Source organism: Limnospira indica PCC 8005, assembly GCF_000973065.1.
Lineage (GTDB): Bacteria > Cyanobacteriota > Cyanobacteriia > Cyanobacteriales > Microcoleaceae > Limnospira > Limnospira fusiformis.
In genome coordinates this window covers 5,568,819-5,595,219 of record NZ_FO818640.1, presented here as the reverse complement: position 1 = coordinate 5,595,219, position 26,401 = coordinate 5,568,819, and the positions used below count along the sequence as shown (strand labels likewise).

Below are 26,401 nucleotides of genomic sequence, written 5' to 3'. Positions count from 1 at the left end.
CGTAAAAAACCTCCGCGACACTTGACGGTTTTATGTGATTAAAGCTGATCAATCTGTTTGGCTTGTTCAGGAAGACTTGCTTGTTGCTGACCCTGCGATCGCCATCTAGCATTAAGTAGACCTATGGGAGTCCCCACCACATCAACCCACTCACCGCGACCTATAATCGCCTTAGCACTATTGATGGGCAATTCCTTGACTATCCACCGCCCCAGGCTATATATATAGTCTTTAGGCTGCATTTGAGGCATTAAATCCACGCCGTGGATTTGGTGAAGATAGCGGTTGGATTCTCCATAGCGTCGCCACTGACTTTGTAATCCTTTGAGGGTGCTGCGGTGGCGATGTTTGACCTGTGCTTTTTCCATAAAGGCTAACTTGTAGCTGGTTTGCTGTTGAATGCGCCAACACAAATCAGCATCTCCCCCGGTGGTGAGATAGGGACGAAATAACCCCGTTTTTTGGAATGCGTCTCGTCGCACGGCTAAATTAGCGGTTTGACCGTAGGGATAAAAAGGGTGTGCGAGGGTGTGTTTTTGAGAAAGGGTATCTTGGCGGCTGGCGTGTTTTTCTAGGAGAGTGTTTCCGGGTAAAGCGATAATTTCCCCTGCTACTATGCCGATTTGATCATCTCCAAATGGTTGTACCAGGTTTTTTAACCATTCCGGTTCTGGGCGACAGTCAGCGTCGGTAAAGGCGATAATTTCGCCTCTGGCGGCGCGGATACCACGATTTCGGGCTGCGTAGGAACTTTGGATTTGATTTTCCGTCAGGGGTCGCAGGGGCAGGGTTGGATCTTGGGTAGCTGTTTGCAGAATTTCCCCAGTGCGATCGCTGCTGTTATTGTCTACTAGCAGATACTCAACCTGATTGGTTGGGTAAATTTGCGATCGCAAACAATCAATCAAATCTGGAAAATCCGCTTCGCCGTTATAGATAGGGATGACAACAGAAATATATGGCATAATAGGCAGTTCAAATTGAACTTTTTAACCACACAAGAAAATCCCTAACCAGCTATCAGAAAAACAACCCAAATTAGTAAGCCTTGTACACAGTAGAAACAGCCTACAACTTGAGTTTCTGACCAGCCAGAAAGTTCGAGGTGATGGTGAATTGGAGCCATTCTCAACAGACGTTTACCAACTCCGTTGGCATCTTTAGTCGCCTTGTAGTAGGTCACTTGGGCAATGACAGACAGGGTTTCGATTAAGAAAATCAAACTAATAATTAATAACACCCAGAGGGTATTAGTAATCAAAGCCACCCCAGCTAAGGCTCCCCCTAAAGCTAAGGCTCCTGTGTCTCCCATAAATACTTTAGCAGGGTTGCGGTTGTGGGAAACAAATCCTACACAAGCGCCGGACATACAGGCACAAAATAGGGCAATTTCTGGGTAAGTGGGGGCGAGATAGGCGGCCATTCCCAAAAAGGCGATCGCTCCTAATCCTCCCATTAAACCATCAACCCCATCAGTTAAGTTAGTGGCATTACTTTCCGCCACCTGAACGAATGTAGCGAGAGGCCAGAATAACACCCCTAGGGATAGAGTTAAGCCAAAGGGTAAGGCGATGTTAGATGCTACCGAAGCCTGATTGTAGGCTAACCAAATACAGAACAGCACTGCAAACAACACTTGCAGCGCCAATTTCATCTTAGCAGAGATACCTTTATTAGATTTTCGTCTCAAGATTTGCCAGTCATCTATGAACCCCACTAAACCAAAGGCAGCGGTGAGCGCACAAATTGCCATCACATTAGCATCAAATCCTGAGCCGGCTAGTGCGATCGCAATACCGACCGGAATAAAGAAAATCCCTCCCATGGTTGGGGTTCCCGCTTTCTTGAGGTGGGCTTGCGGACCGTCTTCCCGGATGAACTGTCCCGCTTTAATCCGGGTTAAGATAGGGATAATCCACTGTCCGGTCGCCGCCACGACCAAGGCGCAAATGGTAAACGGTACGAACAAGGAAATATTAGTAGGCCAGAGGTGGCTTACTGTCATATCCAAGCCAATGGCGAAAGCGCTCAATCCTAAACAAAGGAACAGTAATAAATACGATCCTGATAGTTGTAGGGACTTGGAGTTAGTAAATTTACTATCCACAGGTTTTTCAATCAATCCTCAACACCAAAAACTTTGTAGGCAAATACAATTTGCACTAGGGTAACTTATGAGTCCCCATTGATAAATCTTCCTCAGTCGATACCCGCACTCAATCGCTACTCCGATTAGTGGCACTGTTCCTTAGTCTTCGTCGATTTCATCATCGCTTTCATCCTCATCAACATAAGAAGGATCATCAACCATGAGTTCTGATATTTCTTCTTCGTCGGGCCTGTAACTATTCACAGGTTCCTGAACAGTGTCTCGCGGAATCAAGCGCCCAGTCTGGGTTAGCCAGTCTAACAGGGAAACCTGCTGTTTAGATGGAATCACATCAGCGGGTTCATGGCTTGGGGTTTCGCGCAAAGAGGGATTTTGCATAGGTTTTGGTTTCGTGATTCAGTTTACCCCGGCTAAGAGTCTTGGGAGTCATCCCCTCGACTCTATTGCGCCTGAGTTAGTTTACTGTGGCTCCTATATGTTTATTAGGCAGAAAGTACCAATAGAGATCCATATTGAAGCCGTCCATAATTTACCACGATTCCTAAAACAATCTACATGATTTGACCAAATTTTCCGCACTCCCACCCGTAAATCCTTCTACCCAAACCCGGGAAGAGGTTGCGGAGTTCTACGCCTGGTGCTGCTGAGGGTCTAGCTGTTGGGGATAAGAAACTACAGATAATTGATTGATTTTTGTATATCCTGATTTGCAGGTAGCCGAATGGGTCGCCCTTTTTGTTTAAATGGCATGATGCAAATCTTCGGGTTTCAGGTGGGAATGAATCACCTGACCATCTTTAAACCAAACTACCCTTTTGGTTTGGCGGGCTACATCGGGTTCGTGAGTTACCATAACTACAGTCATGCCGCTGTTATTCATTTCGGTGAAAATATCCATGACTTCCTGGGTGGTTTTGGAGTCTAAAGCTCCTGTGGGTTCGTCTGCTAGTAATAATACTGGACGGTTGACAATGGCGCGGGCGATCGCCACCCTTTGCTGTTGTCCCCCAGATAGTTGGTTGGGTTTGTTGTGCATACGATTTTCTAAACCTACCCTAATTAGGGCCTCTGTGGCTCGTTCTCGCCTTTCCTTGGCGGAAATTCCCGCGTAGAGCATTGGTAACATCACATTATCGAGGGCTGTCATTTGTGCCAGAAGGTGGAATTGCTGAAACACAAAACCAATTTTTAGGTTCCGAATTTTGGCTAGTTCCCCTTCATTCATTTGGGCGACACCTACCCCGTCTAATTGATAAGAACCTGAACTAGGACGATCTAAACAGCCGATAATGTTCATGGCTGTGGATTTTCCTGAACCGGACGCTCCCATAATTGAGCAGTATTCTCCTGGTTCTACCGTCAGGCTCACACCATTTAAGGCTTTAACTTCTATGTCTCCCATTCCATAAACTTTGCTCACTCCTTCTAAATGCACGATCGCTTTTGGTGACTCATTTTGAGATTTATTCCCAATCTCTCTCGGAAAGGTTTTCATAATCTTTGCTTATATTAAGTTTTGTAACAAAATTATCGCCCCCGCCGATAGGGGGATGGGAGGGGGTTGCTTAGTTGAGCATCTTGTGCTATTATTAGATAATCGAGATATTTGCAATTTTTTTATTTAGGTCAATATTTCCATTATTTAACTTGCCACTTTCATCCTAGCAGTTTTCCCCCGTCCTGTCAACCCCCTGGGCGCGGCGCGAGATTTGTTAATTTATATTAAGTTTTGTAACAAAATTATCGCCCCCGCCGATAGGGGGATGGGAGGGGGTTGCTTAGTTGAGCATTTTGTGCTATTATTAAATAATTGAGATATTTGCATTTTTTTTATTTAGGTCAATATTTCCATTATTTAACTTGCCACTTTCATCCTAGCAGTTTTCCCCCGTCCTGTCAACCCCCTGGGCGCGGCGCGAGATTTGTTAATTTATATTAAGTTTTGTAACAAAATTATCGCCCCCGCCGATAGGGGGATGGGAAGGGGTTGCTTAGTTGAGTATTTTGTGCTATTATTAGATAATCGAGATATTTGCAATTTTTTTATTTAAGTTAATATTTCGATTATGTAACTTGCCACTTTCATCGTAGCAGTTTTCCCCCGTCCTGTCAACCCCCTGGGCGCGGCGGGAGGTGGGCTGAATAAAAAATCAACAAAAAAAGGGGACTAGGGAGAGGGAGAGGAAGAAGAAGACGAAGTAGTAGGTGCAAACTCTGCGAGGATATGGGTTAGGGTAGGAAAGCGGGTAATTTCGCCGAAGGTAGAGGGACTAACAGGGTTTTGGTAAGTAAAATGGCGGTAATTCAAACAAAAGCGGTCCCAGTCAGCCATTTGTACGCGAAATACAATGATGAAAAAATTAGCCAACCACAGAGAGAGAGAAATGGAGAAATAGATAGATTTGTGATAATAGGCACAAGTTTCGGCGATCGCCTGATTTAATGTCAAGGGTGGGTTTCCTAAAACCAGCCATTCAGGTTGTGGAGACTGTGGGGGATGATTAACTAAATATTGGACAACTGTAGCAATATCGGCGGCGTGGACAAAATGAAAACTCGCATCAGCCTTAAACCAGCGAATCAGATTAATCCAGCTTACCACCTGTGGTAGACCAGAGGAAAGATGGGAATAGGGTTTATCTGTATCTCCCCCCAAAACCAGGGTAGGGAAGAGAACCCGCAAGGGGGGAAAATCAGGATAGTTTTGGGAAATCTGCTGCAAACAATGATATTTTGAGCTAATATAATCGGTGCCAATTTCTCCAGCTTCGGGGATGAGTTGATTTTGGCGGTCAAGGACACTGGCGGTAGAGAAATAAATGACTTGCTGACAGCGTTGATGATCGAGGGATTTGAGTAAGTGGTGGGTACTGGTTATATTAACATCAAAGACTTCAGGTTTTCCGCCCCATGATGTGGCTGCCAAAATGGCGATATCAATGGTTTTTAATAAGTCGGAGAATTTATCAATCTCTCGCAAATCACCTAATAAAATGTGAATATCTGGTCGTTTTTGATAATCAAAGCCTAGCTTGTCTGGATTACGAACAAAAAAGTACAGTTCATAATTAGTGTGATTAATTAAACTTTCGGCGATATAGTGACCAATGCAGCCACTAGCACCAGTGATGAAAACTCTTTTGGTCATAACAAAACAAGAGGCAGGCGGACAACAGAGGAGACAGGCTAAGAGAGGGAGAGAGAAGAGAAGAGGCAGGGGGGAATCAATGATTAATGATTAATTAATTGTTCCGACCAGGGGAAACACCCCCTCTGCAAGTAACTGTTGACTATTGACGATTCTTAAAAACCAGTTTTTGGGAAGGTATATTGATGGATACCGAAAACCGTATAAGAAACCCATTTTCTGAGAGTCAATAAGATGTGACAGTTAGACATGAGTTGCCAATAGTTGATCTGCTTGTTTGGCAGTTTCAAAGAAATAGGCAACATTTTCCTCTGGGGTCTTCTGTAAAACTCCATGACCGAGGTTAAGAATATGACCTTGGTTTCCGGCTTTGCGGATAGTTTCCAAAATGCGATCGCGGATAGTTTCTTTAGATCCAAATAAAACACAAGGATCAATATTTCCTTGTACTCCCAAATGGTGACCGATGCGATTTCTAGCTTCAGCCATATCCACGGTCCAGTCAACGCTGATCAGATCAACTCCAGATTTACCCATTCTTTCTAAAATTCCGGCACTGCCGTTAATATAGAGAATCAGAGGGGTATCAGGATGTTTAGCTTTGACCTGTTTAACGACTTGCTGTTGATAGGGTAAAGCAAAAGTTTCAAAGTCCTGGGGGCTTAATTGACCCGCCCAAGAATCAAACATTTGCACAACCTGGGCCCCGGAGTCAATCTGGTAACAGGCGTAAGTGGCGATCGCAGAAGCCAGTTTACCCAAAAATTGGTGTAGCATGGCAGGTTCACTGAATGCCATACTTTTGATAATAGTGTAATCCTTAGAACTTTTGCCTTCGATGGCATAAGCTGCTAGGGTCCAAGGTGCGCCTACAAATCCTAACACGGCAGCTTTGTTGGCGACTTCGCGGCGCAGAGTTTGGAGAATTTCCCGAATAAATGGCAGGGAGGCTTCTGGTTCGATAGGATGTAGTTGGTCAATTTGAGACTGAGTGCGGATAGGCGGATCAATGATCGGACCTTTGCTTTCCACGATGTCGAAATCAATGCCTATACCGGGTAAGGGAGTCAGGATATCTGAAAATAGGATCACTCCGTCTGGCGCAAAGGCGCGGAAGGGTTGTAGGGAAATTTCCACGGCGATATCTGTTTTTTCAGAGCGATCGCGGAAGGAGGGATATTGTTCCCGCAGATCGCGATATGCTTTCATATAGCGACCCGCCTGCCGCATCATCCACACGGGGGGACGGTCTAAGACTTCACCACGCGCAGCGCGCAACAGATAAGGGGTTTGGGTCGAGTCGGTCATGGGTAATTAATGTTACTTACTAAGTCAAGGAATAATTGATTGAGCCATTTAGTAGCTTACCATTATGCGATCGTCTGGGGATATCTCTGGCATGAGGAGTTAGCCCAAGTTTGGTAAAGAATTGTAACGTTGATCTGCCATGGGCTACCACTAGGGTTTGTGGTGGTGGCGCTGGGGGATTTTTTGATGTTGACTCACCTGGTCTACTTCTGACTCGGACTTCCTCAGAGAGGGACTGGTCAAATTTTGGTTTCTAATAGGGTCGGAGACGGGTGAGAAATTTGGCATTTTTGCAGACGGGAAAATATGGCTAGGTTGAGTTTTTCATGACAACGGATAGCCGGATAGTTGGGGGACTGACTATCCCGACAAATGTTCGATTTTTTGATGAATGAATTAACAGAGGCAAAGGTTAAGGGGGTATCTGGGTCTAACTGCTGAAAATTTTGCCAGATTTGATGTTGTCTGGTTAAACTGAATTCCCCCTGGCTGGCTTGGTGCCAGGTTTGGTCAATTTGGCTCAATTCGTGACAGGGAAACTTGGCGATATCTTTGGGGGTGAGTTCCTGATTTTTTTTACCCATAATTAACAACATCATTCGATAGGTCTGACGTTCGGCTTTTTGCCAAGCACCAAAGCTGATTAAATTCCCTAGGCGATCGTAGTCGGGAGGGAGGGGGGCGATCTGAGAAGTTCTGGGATTTGTGAACATACCCATCCCTAAAGATAGGAGACTACAAATCAGGGTAAAAATAATCATTAAATATTCAGGTTTTGCCATTAATTATTTATCGGGTAGATACAACTCTTCTTAGCACTTTAATGGTGGCGATCGCCTCCTGTGCTACCTGGTCAATTTCGGCTTCTGTATTAAACCTTCCTATCCCAAATCTCAGGGAGGCATAAGCTAGATTTTCGGGGACTCCCAAGGCTTTTAAAACGTGGGAAGGTTCAATGCGGGTTGAGGTACAGGCGGAACCTGATGATACTGCCATTGTTGGCTGTAATGCTAATAGTAATGCTTGACCATCTACCCCGTCAATACTGACATTTAGGTTTCCGGGTAAGCGTTGGGTAGGATGACCATTCAGACGGATATTGTCGAGGGTTGACAGTTGATTCCAAAGGCGATCGCGTAATTGGGTTAACCGTTTGGCTTCGGTTGCCATTTCACTTAAAGCTAGTTTTACTGCTGCACCAAATCCGACAATTTGAGGGGTGTAAAGGGTTCCTGAACGGATGCCCCTTTCTTGTCCGCCGCCGTGAATTTGTGGGGCGATTTTGACGCGGGGTTGGCGACGACGCACATACAGACAACCAATGCCTTTGGGTCCATAGATTTTGTGGGCAGTTAAGGACATTAAATCAATGTTCATTTCTTCGACATCTAATGGTATTTTACCCAAGGCTTGCGCCGCGTCTGTATGAAATAATATTTGGCGATCGCGACAGATTTTCCCGATTTCTGCTAGGGGTTGCAATACCCCGATTTCGTTATTAGCAGCCATGACTGAAACTAGAATTGTATCGGGTCTCAAAGCCTCTTCTAGTTCGGTTAAATCAATTAAGCCATCGGGTTTAACGCCGAGTAAAGTTACCTCAAATCCTAGGCTTTGTAAGTAATCGTAGGGGTCGAGGACTGCATGGTGTTCTGTAGCCACAGTAATTAGATGACGACCCTGGCTAAAATAGGCTTCTGCTACTCCTTTAATGGCTAAATTATTGGCTTCGGTTGCGCCGCTGGTAAAAATTATTTCGGTGGGGGTAGCATTAATGGCATCAGCGATAATTTGTCGCGCTTGTTTAACGGCGGCTTCGGTTTCCCAACCATAGAGATGATTGACACTGGCGGGGTTGCCAAAGTGTTCGGTAAAGTAGGGAATCATCACTTCTAAAACGCGCTTATCTACCGGGGTAGTAGCATGACAATCAAGATAAATAGGACGTGCAGACATGGGTGATAACTTTGATTAATACTTGAGACGATTTAGAGTGAGTAGATAGCCATAGGTTTGGTAGCAAAAGGGGGAATGATGGGGAATAATATATTGATGAAATCCCCCAGGGGTCTATCTTTAAATGAATAATCAGAATAAAAGGCTGTGGGTATGGTAGCCCAAAAATCAGATCTAGGGTATGTATACACAGAATTTATATCCATAGCGCCGAGATTATTATAATTTAAAATCGGTAATTTTCCTAAAATTATGGTAAATTTACGGTCAATAGATTATAATAGGTAATATCTAGGTTTTGAGAGTTGCGATTGCTGGCGATCGCCGTTTCGCCAAGCCTACCAACATGGCTATACTGGCTAAATTCAGATTACCCCAGAGCTAACTCGGAAGAAGTCCACCAAAGCGTTGATACCCCATTAAGGGATGTGGTGACTGAGCGCCAACATCAAACTTTTGAGAACTCCTATGGTCAAAATAAATTGAGCCTAGGAGAAACCGATGATTCTGGCGCGGTAGAGATTTGGGTTGAGGAAGACGAAGTAGCCGAACTAGCTAAAATGGAGGTAAGATCATAATTGTTCAATACATCGCACAACAGATCCGATAAATCATGACTACTTTAGCACTGACTCCAGAAAATGTGGAAACCGTCCTGGATGAACTACGTCCCTATTTGATGGCTGACGGTGGAAACGTGGAAGTTGTAGAACTTGACGGTCCTATTGTCCGGCTACGGCTTCAAGGAGCCTGCGGTTCCTGTCCCAGTTCGACGATGACGCTGAAAATGGGGATTGAACGCCGTCTGCGGGAAAGAATCCCGGAAATTGCGGAAGTTGAATCAGTTATGTAATAACTGTCACTGTTAGTTTCAGGTTATGGGGGTTCTCATCAATAGCGGTGGTGGAACCCCCTAATTAGCCAGAGGGTGGCGGTTAATTGTCCAGAGGCAGTTTTTTGGGCAGAATTTACCCTATAATTTATAGGTGAGGAACGATAATAACTAAATGGGGATCGGGGAATTTCTCAGGAAAATGGGTAATTTACTCGGCTGTTTCTCCAGGAAGAGAGTTGAGTTTTGCTCTCGGAGTTGGGGGATAAACAGAGATTTCCTAAATCCATCTATCCTCAACAATTCCAACATTAAGTGCATCAATGCGTATTCTTCTGGTTGAGGACGATTTACACCTAGCAGATGCTCTGGTCGCCATGCTGACGAGCCAGAAATATCAGGTAGATCTCGTCAATGATGGACAGCAGGGATGGGAATATATCCAAAGCAGCAGTTATGATCTGGTTTTACTGGATATAGAACTACCATTGCTGGATGGTATTAGTTTATGTCACCAATTACGATCGCATAATTTCCAAGTTCCGATACTGCTATTAACGGCGCGCAATAATCAACAGGACAAAGTGAAAGGCTTAGACGCGGGAGCCGATGACTACATGGTGAAACCGTTAGATATTGCGGAATTATCGGCTCGTATCCGTGCTTTGCTGCGTCGTAGTAGCGAGGCGACATCATCAGTATTAACCTATGAAAAAATGGTTTTGGATACTAGCACCTGCGATGTTAGTTATAACGGAAAACCGCTGAAACTCACCCCGAAAGAATATGGGTTACTAGAACTATTGATGGGGAACCGTCAACGGACTTTCAGTATTGATAAAATCCTAGATAAGTTGTGGACTTTTGATGATCCGCCTTCTGCTAATACAGTCCGCGCTCATATTAAGGGATTACGACAAAAACTGAAAGCGGCTGGTGCTGGTGCTGAGTTTATCGAAACTGTCTATGGGTTAGGATATCGGCTAAATCAGAATTTGGAGAAACCCCATTCAGCGACAGCGAGGGTTAACTCAGAACCCAATGGCGATCGCCAATTCCAACTGAATCAATCGATCCAAAAAGTTTGGGAAAGATTTAGAGAGACCCTAGACGATCGCATAATCACGATTGAAAAAGCGATCGGCGCGGCCAATGATGGACAGATCAATCTGTTAATGCAACAACAGGCGCGACAGGAAGCGCACAAACTAGCGGGATCACTGGGAACGTTCGGACGGAGGGAAGGGTCAACTGTGGCTCGTGAAATCGAGCTGATCCTGCAACTTGACACCTCCCTAATTAGTGAACACCTACCATCTCTATCTATTCTAATTGATCGCCTGCGTCAAATAGTCGAAACCGATCGCCCCAACAATTGTACCTCTGACCAACAGCAAATCGACTCTCCCCGGCTACTAATCATTGATACCAACGAGCCATTTATCCAAAACCTAATTATAGAAGCGAGTCGTCATCAGATCCAAGCGGAAATTATCACGGAAGAAGCGACGATACGCCAAATATGCGATCGTACTCCCAGCGGTAGGGAAAAAAATATGCTTCAACTCCTCCCCTCTCCCCAAGTAGTGCTACTGAACTTTGATCGCTATCCTTTCCGTCAGCTATTAGTTGACCTGACCCAACAAAAGCCCCCCATACCGACGGTAGTATTTACGACCCAAGGAGATATCAGTAAGCGGGTAGAAGTAGTGCGGCTAGGTGGTAGTGCATTTTTAGAAAAACCTGTCACCATAGAAAGGGCGATCGCAGTAGTCAGGGATGTTTTCCGTCAGTATTATGCCATCAATACCAGGGTGATGATTGTCGATGATGACCCCCAAATGTTAGCAGCAATCCAAGGGTTACTGCAACCTTGGGGTATTCAAACCATAACCCTAGACGACCCTCGCCAATTTTGGAAAACCCTGGAATCAAGCCACCCTGACTTGTTAGTTTTAGATATAGAAATGCCGCATCTCAATGGCATTGAATTATGCCAAATTGTCCGCAATGATCCTCGTTGGCGAGGTCTCCCAGTTCTGTTTGTCACCGCCCAAACCGATCGCCAAATTCGCGAGCAAGTTTTTCAAGCCGGAGCCGATGATTATTTAACCAAACCTTTCACCGGATCGGAACTTGCTACTCGCATTGTTAATAGACTCAAAAGAACTCAGAACCTAGCCACCAGAACCGATTTTGCCTATCACTAAAACCGCTAGATATTCTAGCTATTGTATGACCTAATTCTACATAAAATAAAGTCATTTTATTTCATCTCATTTATATGCTCCATGAGGTTTTTAAAATCCAATGGCGAGAAAAAAAACTCCGAAAAAAACGAAACTCATCCAGTCACTCAAAGCAGCCAATCGACAACTCAAGCAAGAAATTGCCGATCGCCTGCGGGTTGAGGAAGCATTACGAGCCAGTTCCGAACTATTGCAAACGCTAATTAATGCTATTCCCGATCTGGTTTGTTTTAAAGATAGCCAAGGGAGATGGCTAGAGGCAAATCAAGCAGTTTTAGACCTGTTGCAATTAAATAAGATTGATTATCGTGGTAAAACTGATGCCGAAATTTTTGATATAATTAAACACGTGAATGCTTTATCTTGTTATCAAGAAATACTTTTAAATTCTCAGTGCAAAGACGAAAAAGCTTGGCAGTTACAGAAAGTCTATCAAGAAGAAGAAAAAATCCGTCAAAATGATGGCATTCTGAGAATTTATGATGTGATGAAAGTGCCACTTTTTACAGCCACGGGAGTCCGGAAAGGGTTAGTAATTTTGGGTCGAGATATTACCGCAAAAAAACAGGCAGAAGCCGATTATATTCGTTTAGCATCGATGGTAGAATCTTCGGAAGATGCGATTATTGGTAATACCTTAGATGGTATAATTATCAGTTGGAATGAAGGAGCCAAGCAAATCTATGGCTATAGTGCTTCCCAAGCCATTGGCTCTCCGATTTCGATGTTAGCTTTACCAGAAAGACCCAATGAAATGCCTCGCATTTTAACTAGCATTACAGCGGAAGGCGGTATTGATCATTATGAAACCATCCACGTCCGCCAAGATGGTGCAAATATTGATGTTTCTCTAACGATTTCCCCTATTAAAGATGCTTTAGGTCAAATTACAGGCATTTCCATGATTGCCAGGGATATTAGTTATCGTAAAAGAATTGAGTGTACCCTGGAGCAACTGCGCCACCAAAATGAGTTAATTCTTGATTCTGCGGGGGAAGGAATTTGCGGTCTCAACCAAGATGGTAAAATCACCTTTATTAATCCGGCTGGGGCGCGCATGACTGGATATGATATTAGAGAACTAATCATGAGCGATTTACGGCAGATTACTAAAGGCCATTGTCGTTCCCAGACCCCAGGGGAACCCCACCCAGATAGCCTCCAGCCCTCGCCAATTTTTGCTACCCTAGAAGATGGGAAGGTTCGCCATGTTATAGATGGGGTATTCTGGCGCAAGGACGGGACAATTTTACCCGTGGAGTATGTCAGTACCCCCATGCGACAAGAAGGGGCGATTATTGGCGCTGTGATCACATTTAAGGATATTACGGAAAGGCAAGCGATGGAAAAGATGAAGGATGAGTTTATTTCTGTCGTTAGCCATGAACTGCGTACTCCCCTGACTTCTATTCGTGGTTCTTTGGGGCTATTATCTAGCGGCTTATTAGCCTCTAGTCCGGAAAAAAGCCAACGGATGTTAGATATCGCAATGTTTAATTGCGATCGCCTCATGCGTTTAGTTAACGATATCCTTGACCTGGAGAGAATGCACTCGGGTCAGCTTCCCATGCACAAAGATTGGGTCAATCTGGCAGATTTGATGATACAAGCTGCTGATGAAATGTTACCCGTGGCTGAGAAAGCCGGGGTGGATCTCTGCGTGATTCCTCTGGAATTTAAAGTAATGGTTGATCGTGATCGGATTATTCAGATGCTCACCAATTTGTTGAGTAATTCCATTCGCTTTTCTGGCGCTAACAAGCGGATTGATTTTACCGCTAAACCACAGGAAAATGATGTTTTGATTTCGGTGCGCGATCGCGGTCGTGGTATTCCACCAGATAAAATTGAGACTATCTTTGGTCGTTTTCAACAGGTGGATGCGTCGGACTCTCGACAAAATGGGGGGACTGGATTGGGACTGGCTATCTGTCGCAGCATTGTCCAACAGCATGGCGGTAAAATTTGGGCGGAAAGTATTTTTGGCGATGGAAGTACATTTTTTGTCAGCCTACCCATTGACTCCTAATATTGATGCGAAGCGGTATCAAAATCAGAAATAGTAAAGGAAAACAGATGACAACTAAGCGAATTCTATTAATTGATGATGAGGATGACATCCGAGAAATTGCCCAACTGAGTTTGGAAATGATCGGTGGATGGAATGTAATTACTGCCTGTTGTGGCATGGAAGGGATAGAAACCGCCGAAAACGAACAGCCAGACGCGATTATGCTTGATGTCATGATGCCGGAGTTAGATGGTTTTGCTACTTTTCAAAAACTACAAGCGAATCAGCAAACGAAAGATATTCCTGTGATTTTGCTGACGGCGAAAATTCAATCTAGCGATCGCCAAAAGTTTGATAGTCTCGGTGTCAGTGGTGTAATTGCTAAACCTTTTGAACCTCTTTCTTTGGCTGAAGAGGTTGCCCAAATTCTGGGCTGGACTTAACCCTATTTCCCTCCTACCTGGTATGGGCAAAAATTTTTTTGCCCCCACCATATTTTCACCACCATATTAACTTACTGTAAATTTGATCTGAGTGATAGTACAATAGTAATTGTGGTTCAATAACGCCATCATATCATTGATGAACCTGGCGATATTAATCACCCCAATTGAATAGTTTTATTACCATCAATGCACTTGCCAACCCTGGTTTTGACTACCGCCTTGAACTTTACCGCTAACGGTGTATTCTTAATTGCTTTTTTTAAGGTTAGGAATCACGATTTTCTCAAGTGGATGGCTTATGGATGCTTTTCATTCGCTTTGGGATGTCTGTTATTGTTTTTGAGGTTTAGCTATGGAGTCAATGTATATACACTGCCATTATCTAATATATTTCTAGCCTTAATGCCCATTTGTCTAACCCATTCTATTTTAATTTTTTTAGACAAATCTATCAATCGTAAAATCCACAAATTATATCTAATTATTGCGCTCAGTGTACTTGTTTTTAGCCTGATTTTTCTCATCTCGATTATGCACCATAAGTGGATACCTGGAATATACACATCAGCCCTAAATGCAATTCTTTACCTGATTCCAGGATTAATTGTCCTCCGAGAACCGGTGCGTAGAAATACAATTATTAGGATCATGCTTTGGCTTGATCTGATGCTGTTTATAGTTCTGATTGCCAGAACATTAATCCTCCTAAATTTCTGCCTTTCTCCGAGTACCGATGATACAATAAGCAACTTTCACATGATGGGTTTACTGCTGTTTCTGACCATCCCCTGCGTCAATGCCCAGACCCTCTGCTTTCCGGTACTCGACTTCATGGAAACCTATAGGGAGCTACTGGTAGCCAACAAAAAACTTGAGCAGTTAGCAACCGTTGACGAATTGACCGGGCTATTAAATCGCCGCTTTTTAAATTCTAGGCTAGAACAAGAGATAGCCTACCACCAGCAAATGGGCTTCCCACTCTCTATAATGTTGATAGACATAGATCATTTTAAAAAAATCAATGATCAGTTCGGACATTTAGCTGGTGATTATGTCCTCCAAAAAGTCGCGAAACTCACAAATAAATTTTTGAGAGTCAATGATTTAGCGTTCCGATATGGTGGGGAAGAATTTATGGTTTTGTTACCCAGAAGCGAAATTTCACAAGCCCTAGACATGGCAGAGGGTCTGCGGGTGAGTATTTCCCAACTGTACTTTAACCATCCTGATATCCCATCTGATTTTCAGATAACGGCTTCTTTTGGTATCTCAGAATTGACCAAAGATGTGCGATGCTTAGATGATTTATTGAAGCAAGCAGACCTCGCACTCTATCAAGCGAAGTCTCAAGGTCGCAACCAAGTTTGTATGGGATAACCCGACTTTTATTTTACCCGGTTGGGATTAAAATACAGGGCGTTGAGGTTGGCTGATAGTTATGAGTTGGCAGGTGGGTGATTGGTTGCACCGGGGAGAATATCGAGGCGATCGCTCATTTATGAAACCTTCGACCTCGTTGGTCAAGTCATGGGAGTACCCGATCGCACTACCGGATTAAAAGACTATAATTTAAGGGCGAAAGCCATTGACCAGTTAATTGGATTGTCATACCCTAAACAAAGGGGAATTGTGATCAAATAATATTAAGGTTTACGCGCCATGAAGTTCGGCTCACATTTACTAGAGAAGGCTGCCTACCTGAGCAGTGTCCTTGTCGCCTCCAGCTTGATGCTAATGGAGCCAGGTCAAGCACAAGCCGGCCGAAACTATCGGGGCCGTTGCAGTTTTTATGGTCAGAACCAACCCCAAGCACAGTCAATTGGTTGCTCCATTGAACAAAGTTCTCGGAGAATTGTGATCCGTTGGGATGATGGTTATACCACAAACCTAGAGTACGACTCGAATTCCCGTCAATGGCGATCGATACCCTCACAGTCGAGAAGTACGGTTCGCTTTTATTCAGAAACAGGGGATGTAGCTCAAGTGGAAATTCATGGAGGCCCTGGCCAGGGATTGATTGTGATTAGTCGTTAATCAGCTTGTGCGACACTAGAGCAAACATTCTGAATTATCCGCCCCCAAAACCATGATCATATTTATAGCCTGAGTGTTGTTAATAGCAACCCTAAGTCGCTAATTATCAGTCAAAAGCACAGATTTATCATCGCTGCTCAATATATGGTTTGATTACTGACCAATTAAGAACTTTGTCCCGCCGCACGCCGAGCCAGAGATAAAACGCGAGGGCGCGCCCTACCTATCAGTCCAAAGTTTAACCCATAACGGAAGATTTCCGGCATATAATAATCATCTTTTTCCTGAATGACTACGCCATTATCTAATAAGGTTTTAATTTCCTCAGTCGATAACTGAGCAGCTTCGCGGCTAAAAGGAATTTTGCGGTTAGCGTCTGCCAATTTCTGTAATTTCGCAAAAATCTTTTTTAAGGCAGTATTTTCGGTCTGAATTTCTTTTATTTTCTCCTTGCTACATTCCGGTAAAGCATCCCGAATTGCTTTAGGAATCAGGATTCGATCCTGCCACCGAGTATCATTCATAGATTTATCGGCGGCTATCTTTAAAAATCTGACCAAATCTCGCGATTGAATTTGACCGTTGAAATCAGAAAGAGCAGCCAGGACAAATTGCACAGAACGAGCTTCTTTAGATTTTTCACTACCCAATTTTTTACCCCACAGTGGGACTAAAGTATCGGTGATTTCCTCCTCGCTCATATTGGGCAATTTGTCAAGATTAATGTTAAAATCTGGAAGGGCTTTTTTGGTAACCCAAACCACTAATCTAAGTGCTTCTTGCCGATTCCATTTTAAGGCATAAGGCTGATAACGAGCCATCATCTGAGCGGCATTTTGACGCACCGCCGCCAAGACAATATCTCGCCGGACAAAAATAATTATTCCCAAAGGACGACCGGGCTGTTGCGCCAACCATTCCGGTACTTCTTGCAGTAAAGCGCGTAGAGCTTTTTGTTGATTTTCATCATTATCAAAGTTTTGAAATAAGTCTTCTAGCCCATCAATGACGACAATAAGCTGCTGTTTGTTTTTAAATAAATGGTCGGTTAATTTTCGACCCGCCCCGGCTTCCTCCGGTTTAAATCCCACCCCCCAAGCTATGACATCTAGCCAACATTCCCGCCACTGACCTTCATGGAGTTTTCCCGTCTGATTTTGTCTTATATAATCCCGAATATCGTTAGAGGATTTAGGATGAGAAAACATTAATATTTTGGCAGTTTCTCTTTGCACATTTTCGACTATTTTTTTGGCATTATCCTCTAAATTGTTTGATGATAATATGGGAGCTATCAAGGCATTATTTGTGACTGTTTCCCCAGTTTCCTGGACAAATTTTTCCCAATTTTGACGGCGAATAATTTGCATAAATGTATAAGTTTTTCCTGAACCTTTAGCGCCCACTACGACTGTAATAGGGAGTTGTCGTCGATGGTCTGAAGCCAATTGCTTTAAAGGAATCGTTGCCCAAAAATTATCGATTTGTGCTGTCTCAGCATAAACCAATTTTTCCGCCAATTCTTTAATCTGTTGTCGTTGATATTTTAAACTTAAACTAGGAAGACTTTCTGGGATTGATGCACCACTTGGACTAGGCAACCAATCTAGCAGTGGACTAACTGCATCTACAATACCCGATCGCTCTAGCTTACTCATCACCTCTTCCCAAGTAGGAGGTAAAACCAGCAAACTATCAGCAAAGGGGGTAATTACTCTGAGAATATCCCCATTGTCTTCGATAAATGTTTTGGCGGCTTCCAGCAATTGTTGTTCAGGTTCAATCACCCAATCGGTGAATTTTTTATCTTCAGGAACTTGGCTGAAAATTAAGGCGGGGAATGGGTCTTCTTCTCTGGTGGAAGGCGATCGCTCTCCAATCAGTTCTAAAACTCTCGCCGTTCCGGCGATCGATTGTCCGCTCAGGGTAGTAACAAATATCCGATAAACTCGCGGATCTAAAATTAAACCTGTCGCTAATTCTGAGAGTCCAGCCGGCAAGTCTACCAAGACCACATTGACTCCCAGATATTTCCCGAGACGGGCTAAGATATCGGTCAATATAAAAGCATTTTTAGAACCTTGGATCAGATGTTCTGGTCGAATTTCTAAAGAGGTAAATCCTGAAGTAGAGCGAAATGATGGCAGAATAAATATCCCATCAATTAAGGCATTTTGTAGGCGATCGCTCACTAATTGAATGGCGGTTTCATAATGGGGAGATTCATCACCATGAACCAATGCTAACAAGTCCGCAAAAGAAACGGGAGGATAGGGCAATCTTCGCTCAAATAACCAACTAATTCCCGGAGCTTCTAAGTCCCCATCAACTAACAGAACCGTTTGTTTTTTAGCAGTTAAAGCCTTGGCTAAGGCGATCGCATGAGTAGTCCTTCCCACTCCACCTTTAAAAGAATGAAACGCCACCACTGGGGGAAAATCTGATGGCATAATAGCCGGAGGTTCGACATTCTCACTAGGAGGAAAAAGCACTCCAGGTCTGGATAAACTCGGAGTCAGTCTAGGAGTTGGGGGGTCTTCCTCGGTTTCTTCCCACCAAATCGGCAAAATCCGTTGATTTTCATCAACACTCTCTAAGATAATATAATTATTTCGGAAGCGAGGGTCGTAGATTTCACTCAGCCAATCGTGGGCTTCTGCTTGAGTTCCCGGACGAATTCCCATGGTTAACCCGTCCCAGTAGGTTCGCGCCCAAACCAACCCGTTTGGCCATTCATTTTGCTTTTGTTTCCGCAGCAAAACTTCTTCTACATCAACCCAAGTATAAAGACGAATATCTGAGGGAATCATCGGTTTATGTTCTCCTTAATCCATTGGCTAATACTGTTTAACCACTCAACTAAAACTTTTTCATCTTCAGGCTTAATCTTAATACCATATCGCCAAACTTGATGAGCTTTTTCTATGTTTAAAGTTGAACCACCTTTGGCTAGATGAAAATTAGGAGTTTGGCTAATTGTGCTGGCGGAAATTTTCAGTTCCTTGACCCATCTATCTAGGTTATGACCAGATTCAGATAAGAGGGTTGGATCGGGAATCTGTGCTGTGGTTCGCAACTGGTTTCGTTTGATAAAAATGCTCTTTAGCCGACATTCAACCGCATAGAATAGGAGTAAATAAGCCGAAATATGTTTAATTTGTTCAGCCGATTGAAAATGAGTATGAAAGGCTTGCCGTAAGTCGCTCACCCCGACCTGAATTTTTTGAGAACCCTGCATTTTGACTATCTTTGTTTTCAGAGGGGATAAGTAGGCGATCGCCTTTGGTTCTTTGGCTATAGCGATCACGACTGTATTTGAGAATTTTAGCTGATACATTTACGCGACATTTATCCGGCTATTGCCTGACAATGCGACGATAGCACTATTACCCGTTAAGGTAACAGAGGCGGTATCCCGCAAAGCTTTTAGAAAGATTCCAAAAGCACCGTTCCAGTCCCTGGGTAGAGTGAACCCGCACTCAGGACATCGGAACACTTTTGAGCCACCTAGCTGGGAATGCACATGACCACAGTGAGTACAGGTTTTGCTGGTGTATTCTTCCGTCACATCTACAACTGTGGTTCCAGTTATCTCGGCTTGATGTCTCAGGGTTAGTTTGAATCGATAATGCGCCCATGTCAGCATGGCGCGGGCAGTCTTGGATTTGATTTTCCGCTTGGCTTTGGCAACCATGTTGGAAGTCTCGAAGGTCGGCAGAAAAATTATGCTGTAGTTGTGAGTCAAGTAGTGAGCAATTTGTTTGTGGGCTTCATCAACTAGATTGCGGATTTTGGTTCTCATTCGTTGAGCCGCTTGCCTCATCCGTCGCCTTCTTGAACGACAGGGTTCCTTGGCGATTCGGCTCATCAAATCATCCAAATGTTGACATAGCCTAGTAATGCCTCCAATATCCCCGGAGCCCAATTCCAGAAATCGTGAACCATCAAACCCGGTTATGAAAGTTCGCACACCCGGGTCTAATGCAATTACGCCATTCGCTTCCGTTGGGGTAACGGCAACTGGTTCAGGGAAAATCGCCAACCATCGACCTTTGGTAAACACCAACTGAGTCCCTTGCCCGCAAGTTTTAGGGATGGGTTCGGAAACCATGAAAGTTAATCCTTTCGTTAGTCTTGGATACCAACTCCCTGAAGAGAAATTAGTATTATTGAACTTAATCCCTTGAGAGCTGTCACGACAACTTCTAAACCTGGCATCAGGACTGGCGCTCAAAGCCTGATAGGCATCAAAGATGGCATTTTGCCGAATGTGGCAGGGTGTTTCTTTGACCCATTCGGGTAAGTCACTCTGCATCACTTTATTGCGTAACTTTAACTTGCTTAGTCGTTTACCACTCCTAGATAATGCAATTGCTTGGTTGTAGCAATACCTACAAGCAGCCAGCCATTTACGCCAGACTTGATTTAGCTCGGGGCTGGGGTAAATCCGGATCTTCTTTGACCTGAGTTTTGTATTTACTCCGTCCGTATAATCTGGAGCTAAAGCAGTGGAGGATGGCGAGGATGTCCTCAACCATTTCTGGTTCTGGACTGAGACTTGTCTGGTTGAGAACCATGAGTGAGCAACTGTTTTGCTCACAGAGCCATCGAAACAAGTCAAATCCCCATATTGCCAATCGGTCTGGGTGGGCAACGACAACCATGCGGACATCTCCTGACAAATGATGTCCCAGTCAGGCCAGCATTTTCTTTCCCTTGAAGTTGAGCCCGCCTCCGATTTCTGAGACGACTTCTGCTTCGGGGTAGAGGTTGGACAGTGCGGCCACCTGTCGGTTGAGGTCGGACTGCTGGGCGCGGCTACTAACTCTGGCATAGATAACGACTTTGCGTTTGTCACTGCCTGATTTGGCAGCAGTATATGACTCAACGTTGTACCGTCGTTGCCCAGCGGGGGTTCTGATGGTCTCGATTGAGCCATTTTCGTCCCATCTGCGGAGTGTTCTTTCATGGACTCCAAGGATTTGAGCCACTTCCTTGGGTTTGACATATCTGGCAATAGGTTTATCCTCAACTCTTCTCGCTTCTTATACCATATTGCCCTAAAATATTAACCTAATTTGAGATTAAATCATGCTCTCTAGGATTTGATCAAACCTTGGGAGGCGATCGCCTTAACGCAATACTTGTCCCTCAACCCAATACTTGCCCATTGCTCAGGCGATCTAGTAAAATGATAATCGTTCTCACGAAGGGGTTAATATGCTCAGTCAAATCAACCGTCCCACCTCTGAGGAAAACCATTCCCAAAGAGATGGAGAAAAGCTGCGGCGAATTCGCCACACCTGCGCTCACATCCTAGCAATGGCGGTACAAAAACTATTTCCCGAAACCAAAGTCGCCATTGGTCCCACCACCGACACGGGGTTTTACTATGACTTTGACCGGAAAGAACCGTTCACCCCGGAAGACTTGGGGCAAATAACTAAGGAGATGAAACGCATCATCAAAGGTAACTTGCCAGTAATTAGGGAAGAAGTCAACCGAGAACAAATTAGGGCAGAAATAGAGAAATTAAATGAACCATTAAAGTTAGAAATTCTGGATAGTATTCCCGAAACAGAAACCATTACTCGCTATTTTATCGGTAGCCCAGATATGGGGCGGACGAATCATCCCGAAGTCGAACCGTCTCTGATTTCACCGGTGGTTATTCCCACCCAGGAATTTTGGTGGGATTTATGTGCAGGACCTCACCTGAACTCTACGGGCGAAATTAATCCAGATGCTTTGGCGTTAGAAAGTGTAGCCGGAGCTTACTGGCGAGGAGATGAAACCCTACCGCAACTACAACGAATTTATGGGACGGCTTGGGAAACTCCAGAAGAACTAGAATATTATCAGCAGCAGAAAGAGGAAGCGAAAAAACGCGACCACCGCAAGTTAGGACAGGAGTTAGATTTATTTAGCATCCAAGAAGATGCCGGAGGCGGTTTAGTCTTTTGGCATCCTAAAGGCTCAAGAATGCGGCTATTAATTGAGGACTATTGGCGACAAGCTCATCTGCAAGATGGTTATGAGTTGTTGTACAGTCCCCACATTGCTAATTTGGAACTGTGGAAAACTTCCGGTCACTATGATTTTTACCGAGAAAATATGTTTGACCAGATAGAGATTGAGAACCAATCCTATCAATTAAAGCCGATGAATTGCCCCTTTCATGTATTAACTTATCAAAGTCATTTGCACTCTTATCGAGAGTTGCCAATTCGCTGGGCAGAGTTAGGCACTGTGTATCGGTATGAACGCTCTGGGGTATTACATGGATTGATGCGAGTGCGGGGGTTTACTCAAGATGATGCCCATATTTTTTGTTTGCCTGAACAGGTGGCAGATGAAATTTTGGGAGTGTTAAATTTGACGGAAAAGATTTTATCGGATTTTGGCTTTAGTAAATATGAGGTGAATCTTTCTACTCGTCCGAGTAAATCGGTGGGGAATGATGCGGTGTGGCAATTAGCAACGGATGCTTTGATTGCTGCTCTGAATACTAAAGGCTGGGATTATGTGACTGATGAGGGTGGCGGGGCTTTTTATGGACCTAAAATAGATATTAAAATTCAGGATGCGATCGGTCGATTGTGGCAATGTTCGACGATTCAAGTGGATTTTAATTTGCCGGAACGATTTAATATGGAATATGTGGCGGCGGATGGTTCTCGGCAACGTCCGATTATGATTCATCGCGCGATTTTTGGCTCTTTGGAGCGGTTTTTTGGGATTTTAATTGAGAATTATGCGGGAGATTTTCCCCTGTGGTTGGCTCCGGTTCAGGTGAGAGTATTGGCGGTGAGCGATCGCTTTCGAGATTATGCTCAATCAATTGCCCAAAGTTTAAGACAGCAGAATATCCGCGCGGAAGTCGATAATACTGGGGAACGTTTAGGCAAACAAATTCGCAACTCTGAACTCGAGAAAATTCCGGTGACAGTGGTGATTGGTCAGCGGGAGTTAGATAATCAGTCTTTGAGTGTGAGAACTCGCTCCTCAGGAGATCTGGGAACGATGACTCTGCCCCAGTTGACGGAGGAAATATTGAAGGCGATCGCTGAAAAATCCCCAAGTTATTAATCTAATAGTTTGAGAGCATGATTTAATCTCAAATTAGGTTAACATTTTACGGCAATACGGTACAATACCAAGTATGGGTGCGAGACGTTTAGGAGTGAAATAGGGATGCAATGCCCGAAATAGCCTCCTAGTGGGACTTCCACCCCTTTGTGGAATATAAGGGATTCACATCCCTGACCATCCCATAACTGTTTATATGTCCCGACGCTTGGAGAAATCTGAGCAAGGCAGGGGACTCAAGGTCATAAACAAACTGAGAAATCAGGGAGTAGAGAGTAAAGGCGATAGCCACCCCCAGTTTCAGGATACACAACCTTGGGATTGAAGCGGGGAACGGAAGGCGTGAAGTAGAACCTACTACCAAATGCGACCACTGCCAACCATCCATGACTAGGGAAACCGAATGTCTGGCTTGAACCATCGTCATTATTGAGTAGCGTAATAGGTTGCCACGCTGCGCTCAAAAGAGCAAGGGGAAAAGTAGGGTTTTCCATACAACACCTACACAGACCTTTTTAAGTACCCCGGTGGAAAGGACAAGTCTAAAGATGGAATGCCCATATAAACGGAACGTTTAAACCCCTTTTTTTAGGCTCTCGGCAGGTACATCTTGTTGAGTAGTGAAAGTGTAATCGTATGCCTTTAAGGGGAAGGGATGTGACTGAAAGCCAATGCCTAATTGTAATGGTTAGGATATGCCCACTAGTCACGGTGTAGATATAGTTACTGCAATCAACAGGAGTTTAACGGCGAAAGCGAGTTTAAACACTACGATGTTGTATTTAGCTCCAAAAGTTGAAGTACAAAAGCAGGGGTTGGTAACCCTGTTCCCGTTGCCAAGGGGTATCTACATCAGGAGCCGTGTGATGCGAAAGTATCAAGCACGGTTTTGAATGGGAGTGGGGGAAGGCGACTTCCCTCTCGACCCCTACCTGCGAGACCTTCGGGTATGAAATCGAGCTGAAATGGGCGAAATAACTACCCGGTGAGGACTTCAACCCCTTGGTTGATTGGGTCGCATCCCTGGCCATCCCATAACACAGCCGGATTTTTTGGCCCACCTTCGAGACTTCCAATATGGTTGCCAAGGTGAAGCGTCTAATCAGGTCTAAGACTGCCCGCGCCATGCTGACATGGGCGCATTATCGATTCAAACTAACCCTGAGACATCAAGCGCGGAAATAACTGAACAGTTGTAGATGTGACCGAAGAATACACCAGCAAAACCTGTACTCACTGTGGTCATGTTCATTCCCAGCTAGGTGGCTCAAAAGTGTTCCGATGTCCTGAGTGCGGGTTCACTCTACCACGGGACTGGAACGGTGCTTTTGGAATCTTTCTAAAAGCTTTGCGGGATACCGCCTCTGTTACCTTAACGGGTAATAGTGCTATCGTCGCATTGTCCGGGAACAACCGGAAAAATGCCGCGTAAATGTATCAGTCAGGGGAATAGTCAGATACCTGGGGAGATTTCTTCAACAGGGAATTGGCGATGACAACCAAATTCTCTGTTGAGGTCAAAAACTGACTAGAAACCAATAATTTTATCGGCTGCTAAAATCAAACTAGGGATATCCTCGTTCTCCTTTGCTAATTGAGCGCCAGTCCGTAAATTAGCAGCGGTGATTCCGGCGGCTTCGGCACAAGCAGGACAAACCATTACCTTGCCTCCGGCGGCGACAAAATCATCATACATTTGGGCTAAAGTCATCGGACTACTACCCCAGCGCAAGTCTAAGGGTTGATTTCTAGAGGCAATTCTCACCCCCTCCAAAGTCAAAACCAGCGTCACCTGAGCGCCCCGTTTTTGGAGGTTTGTGCCTAATTTCAAAGCCATGAAAGCCGCATGAAGGTCATCAGTGCCATGAGTCAGGTGCATAATAATATTTTGCCCATCACCCCTGGTTTGGGATTGTCCGACTTGGGTCTGATGTTGAGCGGCGGCGGTGCGGGAAAGGTTGACCGACGGCTCTGCCAACACTCCTAAAAGGCTAAGTGCGGCGATCGCTAAACCCAGATGCGTTTTTCTCATAAAACCTTCCTAACAATGCCATGGGAGCAGTCCTAGAAGCCAGCCAGATGCTGGCACTAGGGGTTGATCAGGATTTTAGCAGAATTGGCGGCGGCTCCAATCAAGAGAACGGTGTTGACTTTTCCCCTTAATTAACATTTTGAAGATAGAGACTTCAAATCTTGATTATTTTGGTAACGCTTCACTGGTTTGAGTCGATACAGCCATCTCCTCAACCGGTGCAGCAGCGCGAACAGCCCGAAACATCCCAAATCGGCACAAACCCGCCCCAAAGGCTAACCGCATTAACAGGAATGTGGGGACTTCTCGCAAGGATTTAATCAATCCCGTCACCCCAAAGCGGATAATCCCCTCTGGACGGATTATCCCCTGCCAAATGGAATCTAGCCAAGAGGGTAGAGTTTCGGCGGTCCAGTCTGCGGTGGTGACTTCACCAGATACCAACCCGGTCGCCGCGAGTTCTTCCGCAAAGCCTTCAATACTAGAGAAAGCCGGATGAGCCCATTGATCCAACAGTTGCCGCATGACTACCTTTTCCCAGGCGTTCAAGGGTTTTTGGCGCGAGTCTCGTTGATTCCAGTCCGCCACCACCAGCACCCCACCGGGTTTTAACACCCGCATCATCTCCCGCGCATATTGGGCTTTATCCGGCATATGGGGTCCGGCTTCAATAGACCAAACCACGTCAAAACTGGCATCGGGGAAAGATAATGCCAAGGCATCATCTACCTGAAACCGCGCATTGAGGTCGGTTGGGGTGAGTTCCTGGGCGCGTTTGACTTGCCCTGGAGAGATAGTAATACCTGTGACGGCAAAGCCATAATCTCGCGCTAGAATGCGACTACTGCCACCGATACCACAACCGACATCCAAAACTGTTGTGCCGGTCTGAAGGCGGTCTAATCCCCCCCAACGGACCATTTCATGCACAAAGTCTTCTTTAGCTTTCAGGAAGTCTTTGGGTTGTGGCGGTGAACCATAGTGACCGAGGTGGATATGTTCCCCCCAGTAAAATTCCAGGATGCCGTCATTAGTCCAATCATCATAGGAGTTGGCAACAGAATCGGCGGATTGATATTTGCGAGGGGAAAGCAGGTAAAGTGTTAATCCTACCACAATTGCTAATAACAGCAGACTAATGGTGATTAAAAAAAGGTTGAACATGGTATAATTGTGTTATAATCTA

22 protein-coding genes and 2 pseudogenes are annotated in these 26,401 nt (G+C 44.7%); 10 read left to right on the top strand and 14 right to left on the bottom strand.

Annotation, left to right across the window (positions count from 1 at the left end):
• Positions 1–38 precede the first annotated feature (38 nt).
• From XZ46_RS24735 to XZ46_RS24700, 8 genes are all read right to left on the bottom strand, one after another.
• The gene (locus XZ46_RS24735; RefSeq protein ID WP_006623074.1) at positions 39–965 is read right to left on the bottom strand and encodes a glycosyltransferase family 2 protein; all 927 of its coding nucleotides are present in this window, start codon (positions 963–965) and stop codon (positions 39–41) included.
• A 44-nt stretch (positions 966–1,009) separates the two neighbouring features.
• On the bottom strand, positions 1,010–2,107 hold the full coding sequence (mraY, locus tag XZ46_RS24730; protein WP_006668340.1) for a phospho-N-acetylmuramoyl-pentapeptide-transferase: 1,098 nt from the start codon (positions 2,105–2,107) through the stop codon (positions 1,010–1,012).
• Positions 2,108–2,248: 141 nt separating this feature from the next.
• Positions 2,249–2,488, bottom strand: a complete 240-nt coding sequence (locus XZ46_RS24725) for a DUF3134 domain-containing protein (RefSeq protein ID WP_006623076.1) — start codon at positions 2,486–2,488, stop codon at positions 2,249–2,251.
• A gap of 361 nt (positions 2,489–2,849) precedes the next feature.
• A complete protein-coding gene (locus XZ46_RS24720) occupies positions 2,850–3,605 on the bottom strand; it encodes an ABC transporter ATP-binding protein (RefSeq protein ID WP_006623077.1) in 756 nt (251 codons plus the stop codon).
• A 672-nt stretch (positions 3,606–4,277) separates the two neighbouring features.
• Complete coding sequence (locus XZ46_RS24715) at positions 4,278–5,258, bottom strand: NAD-dependent epimerase/dehydratase family protein (RefSeq protein WP_006668341.1); 981 nt, start codon at positions 5,256–5,258, stop codon at positions 4,278–4,280.
• 243 nt (positions 5,259–5,501) lie between these two features.
• Positions 5,502–6,566 carry a uroporphyrinogen decarboxylase gene (hemE, locus tag XZ46_RS24710; RefSeq protein ID WP_006623080.1) on the bottom strand — a complete coding sequence of 355 codons (1,065 nt, stop codon included), beginning with the start codon at positions 6,564–6,566 and terminating at the stop codon, positions 5,502–5,504.
• A gap of 239 nt (positions 6,567–6,805) precedes the next feature.
• Positions 6,806–7,348: a GUN4 domain-containing protein gene (locus XZ46_RS24705; RefSeq protein ID WP_006623081.1), complete on the bottom strand. Its 543-nt coding sequence runs from the start codon at positions 7,346–7,348 to the stop codon at positions 6,806–6,808.
• Between the two features lie 7 nt (positions 7,349–7,355).
• The gene (locus XZ46_RS24700) at positions 7,356–8,522 is read right to left on the bottom strand and encodes an IscS subfamily cysteine desulfurase (RefSeq protein ID WP_006623082.1); all 1,167 of its coding nucleotides are present in this window, start codon (positions 8,520–8,522) and stop codon (positions 7,356–7,358) included.
• Positions 8,523–8,833: 311 nt separating this feature from the next.
• Between XZ46_RS24700 and XZ46_RS24695 the strand changes: the two genes are divergently transcribed.
• The 8 genes from XZ46_RS24695 to XZ46_RS24665 all read left to right on the top strand — a co-directional run bounded on the left by XZ46_RS24695 (position 8,834) and on the right by XZ46_RS24665 (position 16,094).
• The gene (locus tag XZ46_RS24695) at positions 8,834–9,100 is read left to right on the top strand and encodes a DUF3386 family protein (protein WP_228116419.1); all 267 of its coding nucleotides are present in this window, start codon (positions 8,834–8,836) and stop codon (positions 9,098–9,100) included.
• 35 nt (positions 9,101–9,135) lie between these two features.
• Complete coding sequence (locus XZ46_RS24690) at positions 9,136–9,375, top strand: NifU family protein (RefSeq protein ID WP_006623085.1); 240 nt, start codon at positions 9,136–9,138, stop codon at positions 9,373–9,375.
• A 302-nt stretch (positions 9,376–9,677) separates the two neighbouring features.
• A complete protein-coding gene (locus XZ46_RS24685; RefSeq protein ID WP_008055608.1) occupies positions 9,678–11,564 on the top strand; it encodes a response regulator in 1,887 nt (628 codons plus the stop codon).
• 100 nt (positions 11,565–11,664) lie between these two features.
• A complete protein-coding gene (locus XZ46_RS24680; protein ID WP_008055609.1) occupies positions 11,665–13,632 on the top strand; it encodes a PAS domain-containing sensor histidine kinase in 1,968 nt (655 codons plus the stop codon).
• Positions 13,633–13,679: 47 nt separating this feature from the next.
• Positions 13,680–14,057 carry a response regulator gene (locus XZ46_RS24675; RefSeq protein WP_048895290.1) on the top strand — a complete coding sequence of 126 codons (378 nt, stop codon included), beginning with the start codon at positions 13,680–13,682 and terminating at the stop codon, positions 14,055–14,057.
• 189 nt (positions 14,058–14,246) lie between these two features.
• On the top strand, positions 14,247–15,437 hold the full coding sequence (locus XZ46_RS24670; protein ID WP_008055617.1) for a GGDEF domain-containing protein: 1,191 nt from the start codon (positions 14,247–14,249) through the stop codon (positions 15,435–15,437).
• An 81-nt stretch (positions 15,438–15,518) separates the two neighbouring features.
• Positions 15,519–15,701, top strand: a complete 183-nt coding sequence (locus tag XZ46_RS34810) for a hypothetical protein (protein WP_111890852.1) — start codon at positions 15,519–15,521, stop codon at positions 15,699–15,701.
• 18 nt (positions 15,702–15,719) lie between these two features.
• Entirely contained in the window at positions 15,720–16,094 is a 375-nt protein-coding gene (locus tag XZ46_RS24665) for a hypothetical protein (RefSeq protein ID WP_006623092.1), read from the top strand.
• Positions 16,095–16,258: 164 nt separating this feature from the next.
• Here XZ46_RS24665 and XZ46_RS24660 read toward each other — a convergent pair whose 3' ends face one another.
• The 4 genes and pseudogenes from XZ46_RS24660 to XZ46_RS38495 all read right to left on the bottom strand — a co-directional run.
• The gene (locus XZ46_RS24660; RefSeq protein ID WP_008055621.1) at positions 16,259–18,904 is read right to left on the bottom strand and encodes a MinD/ParA family ATP-binding protein; all 2,646 of its coding nucleotides are present in this window, start codon (positions 18,902–18,904) and stop codon (positions 16,259–16,261) included.
• Positions 18,901–19,431, bottom strand: a complete 531-nt coding sequence (locus XZ46_RS24655) for a hypothetical protein (RefSeq protein ID WP_008055624.1) — start codon at positions 19,429–19,431, stop codon at positions 18,901–18,903. The genes XZ46_RS24660 and XZ46_RS24655 overlap by 4 nt, the downstream gene beginning before the upstream one ends.
• On the bottom strand, positions 19,432–21,033 hold the full coding sequence (locus XZ46_RS24650) for an RNA-guided endonuclease InsQ/TnpB family protein (RefSeq protein ID WP_438829470.1): 1,602 nt from the start codon (positions 21,031–21,033) through the stop codon (positions 19,432–19,434).
• Positions 21,032–21,085: pseudogene (locus XZ46_RS38495) on the bottom strand (hypothetical protein); the annotation flags it as partial. The gene XZ46_RS24650 and the pseudogene XZ46_RS38495, both read right to left, overlap by 2 nt.
• A 229-nt stretch (positions 21,086–21,314) precedes the next feature.
• Between XZ46_RS38495 and thrS the strand changes: the two are divergent.
• A complete protein-coding gene (thrS, locus tag XZ46_RS24640; protein WP_006623096.1) occupies positions 21,315–23,183 on the top strand; it encodes a threonine--tRNA ligase in 1,869 nt (622 codons plus the stop codon).
• A 1,038-nt stretch (positions 23,184–24,221) separates the two neighbouring features.
• A pseudogene (locus tag XZ46_RS31045) lies at positions 24,222–24,615 on the top strand (zinc ribbon domain-containing protein); the annotation flags it as partial.
• Positions 24,616–24,711: 96 nt separating this feature from the next.
• Here XZ46_RS31045 and XZ46_RS24635 read toward each other — a convergent pair.
• Both XZ46_RS24635 and XZ46_RS24630 read right to left on the bottom strand, forming a co-directional pair.
• Positions 24,712–25,215, bottom strand: coding sequence for a DsrE family protein (locus XZ46_RS24635; protein ID WP_006623099.1), 504 nt, complete (start codon positions 25,213–25,215; stop codon positions 24,712–24,714).
• A gap of 165 nt (positions 25,216–25,380) precedes the next feature.
• Complete coding sequence (locus XZ46_RS24630) at positions 25,381–26,379, bottom strand: methyltransferase domain-containing protein (RefSeq protein ID WP_006623101.1); 999 nt, start codon at positions 26,377–26,379, stop codon at positions 25,381–25,383.
• Positions 26,380–26,401: the final 22 nt, after the last annotated feature.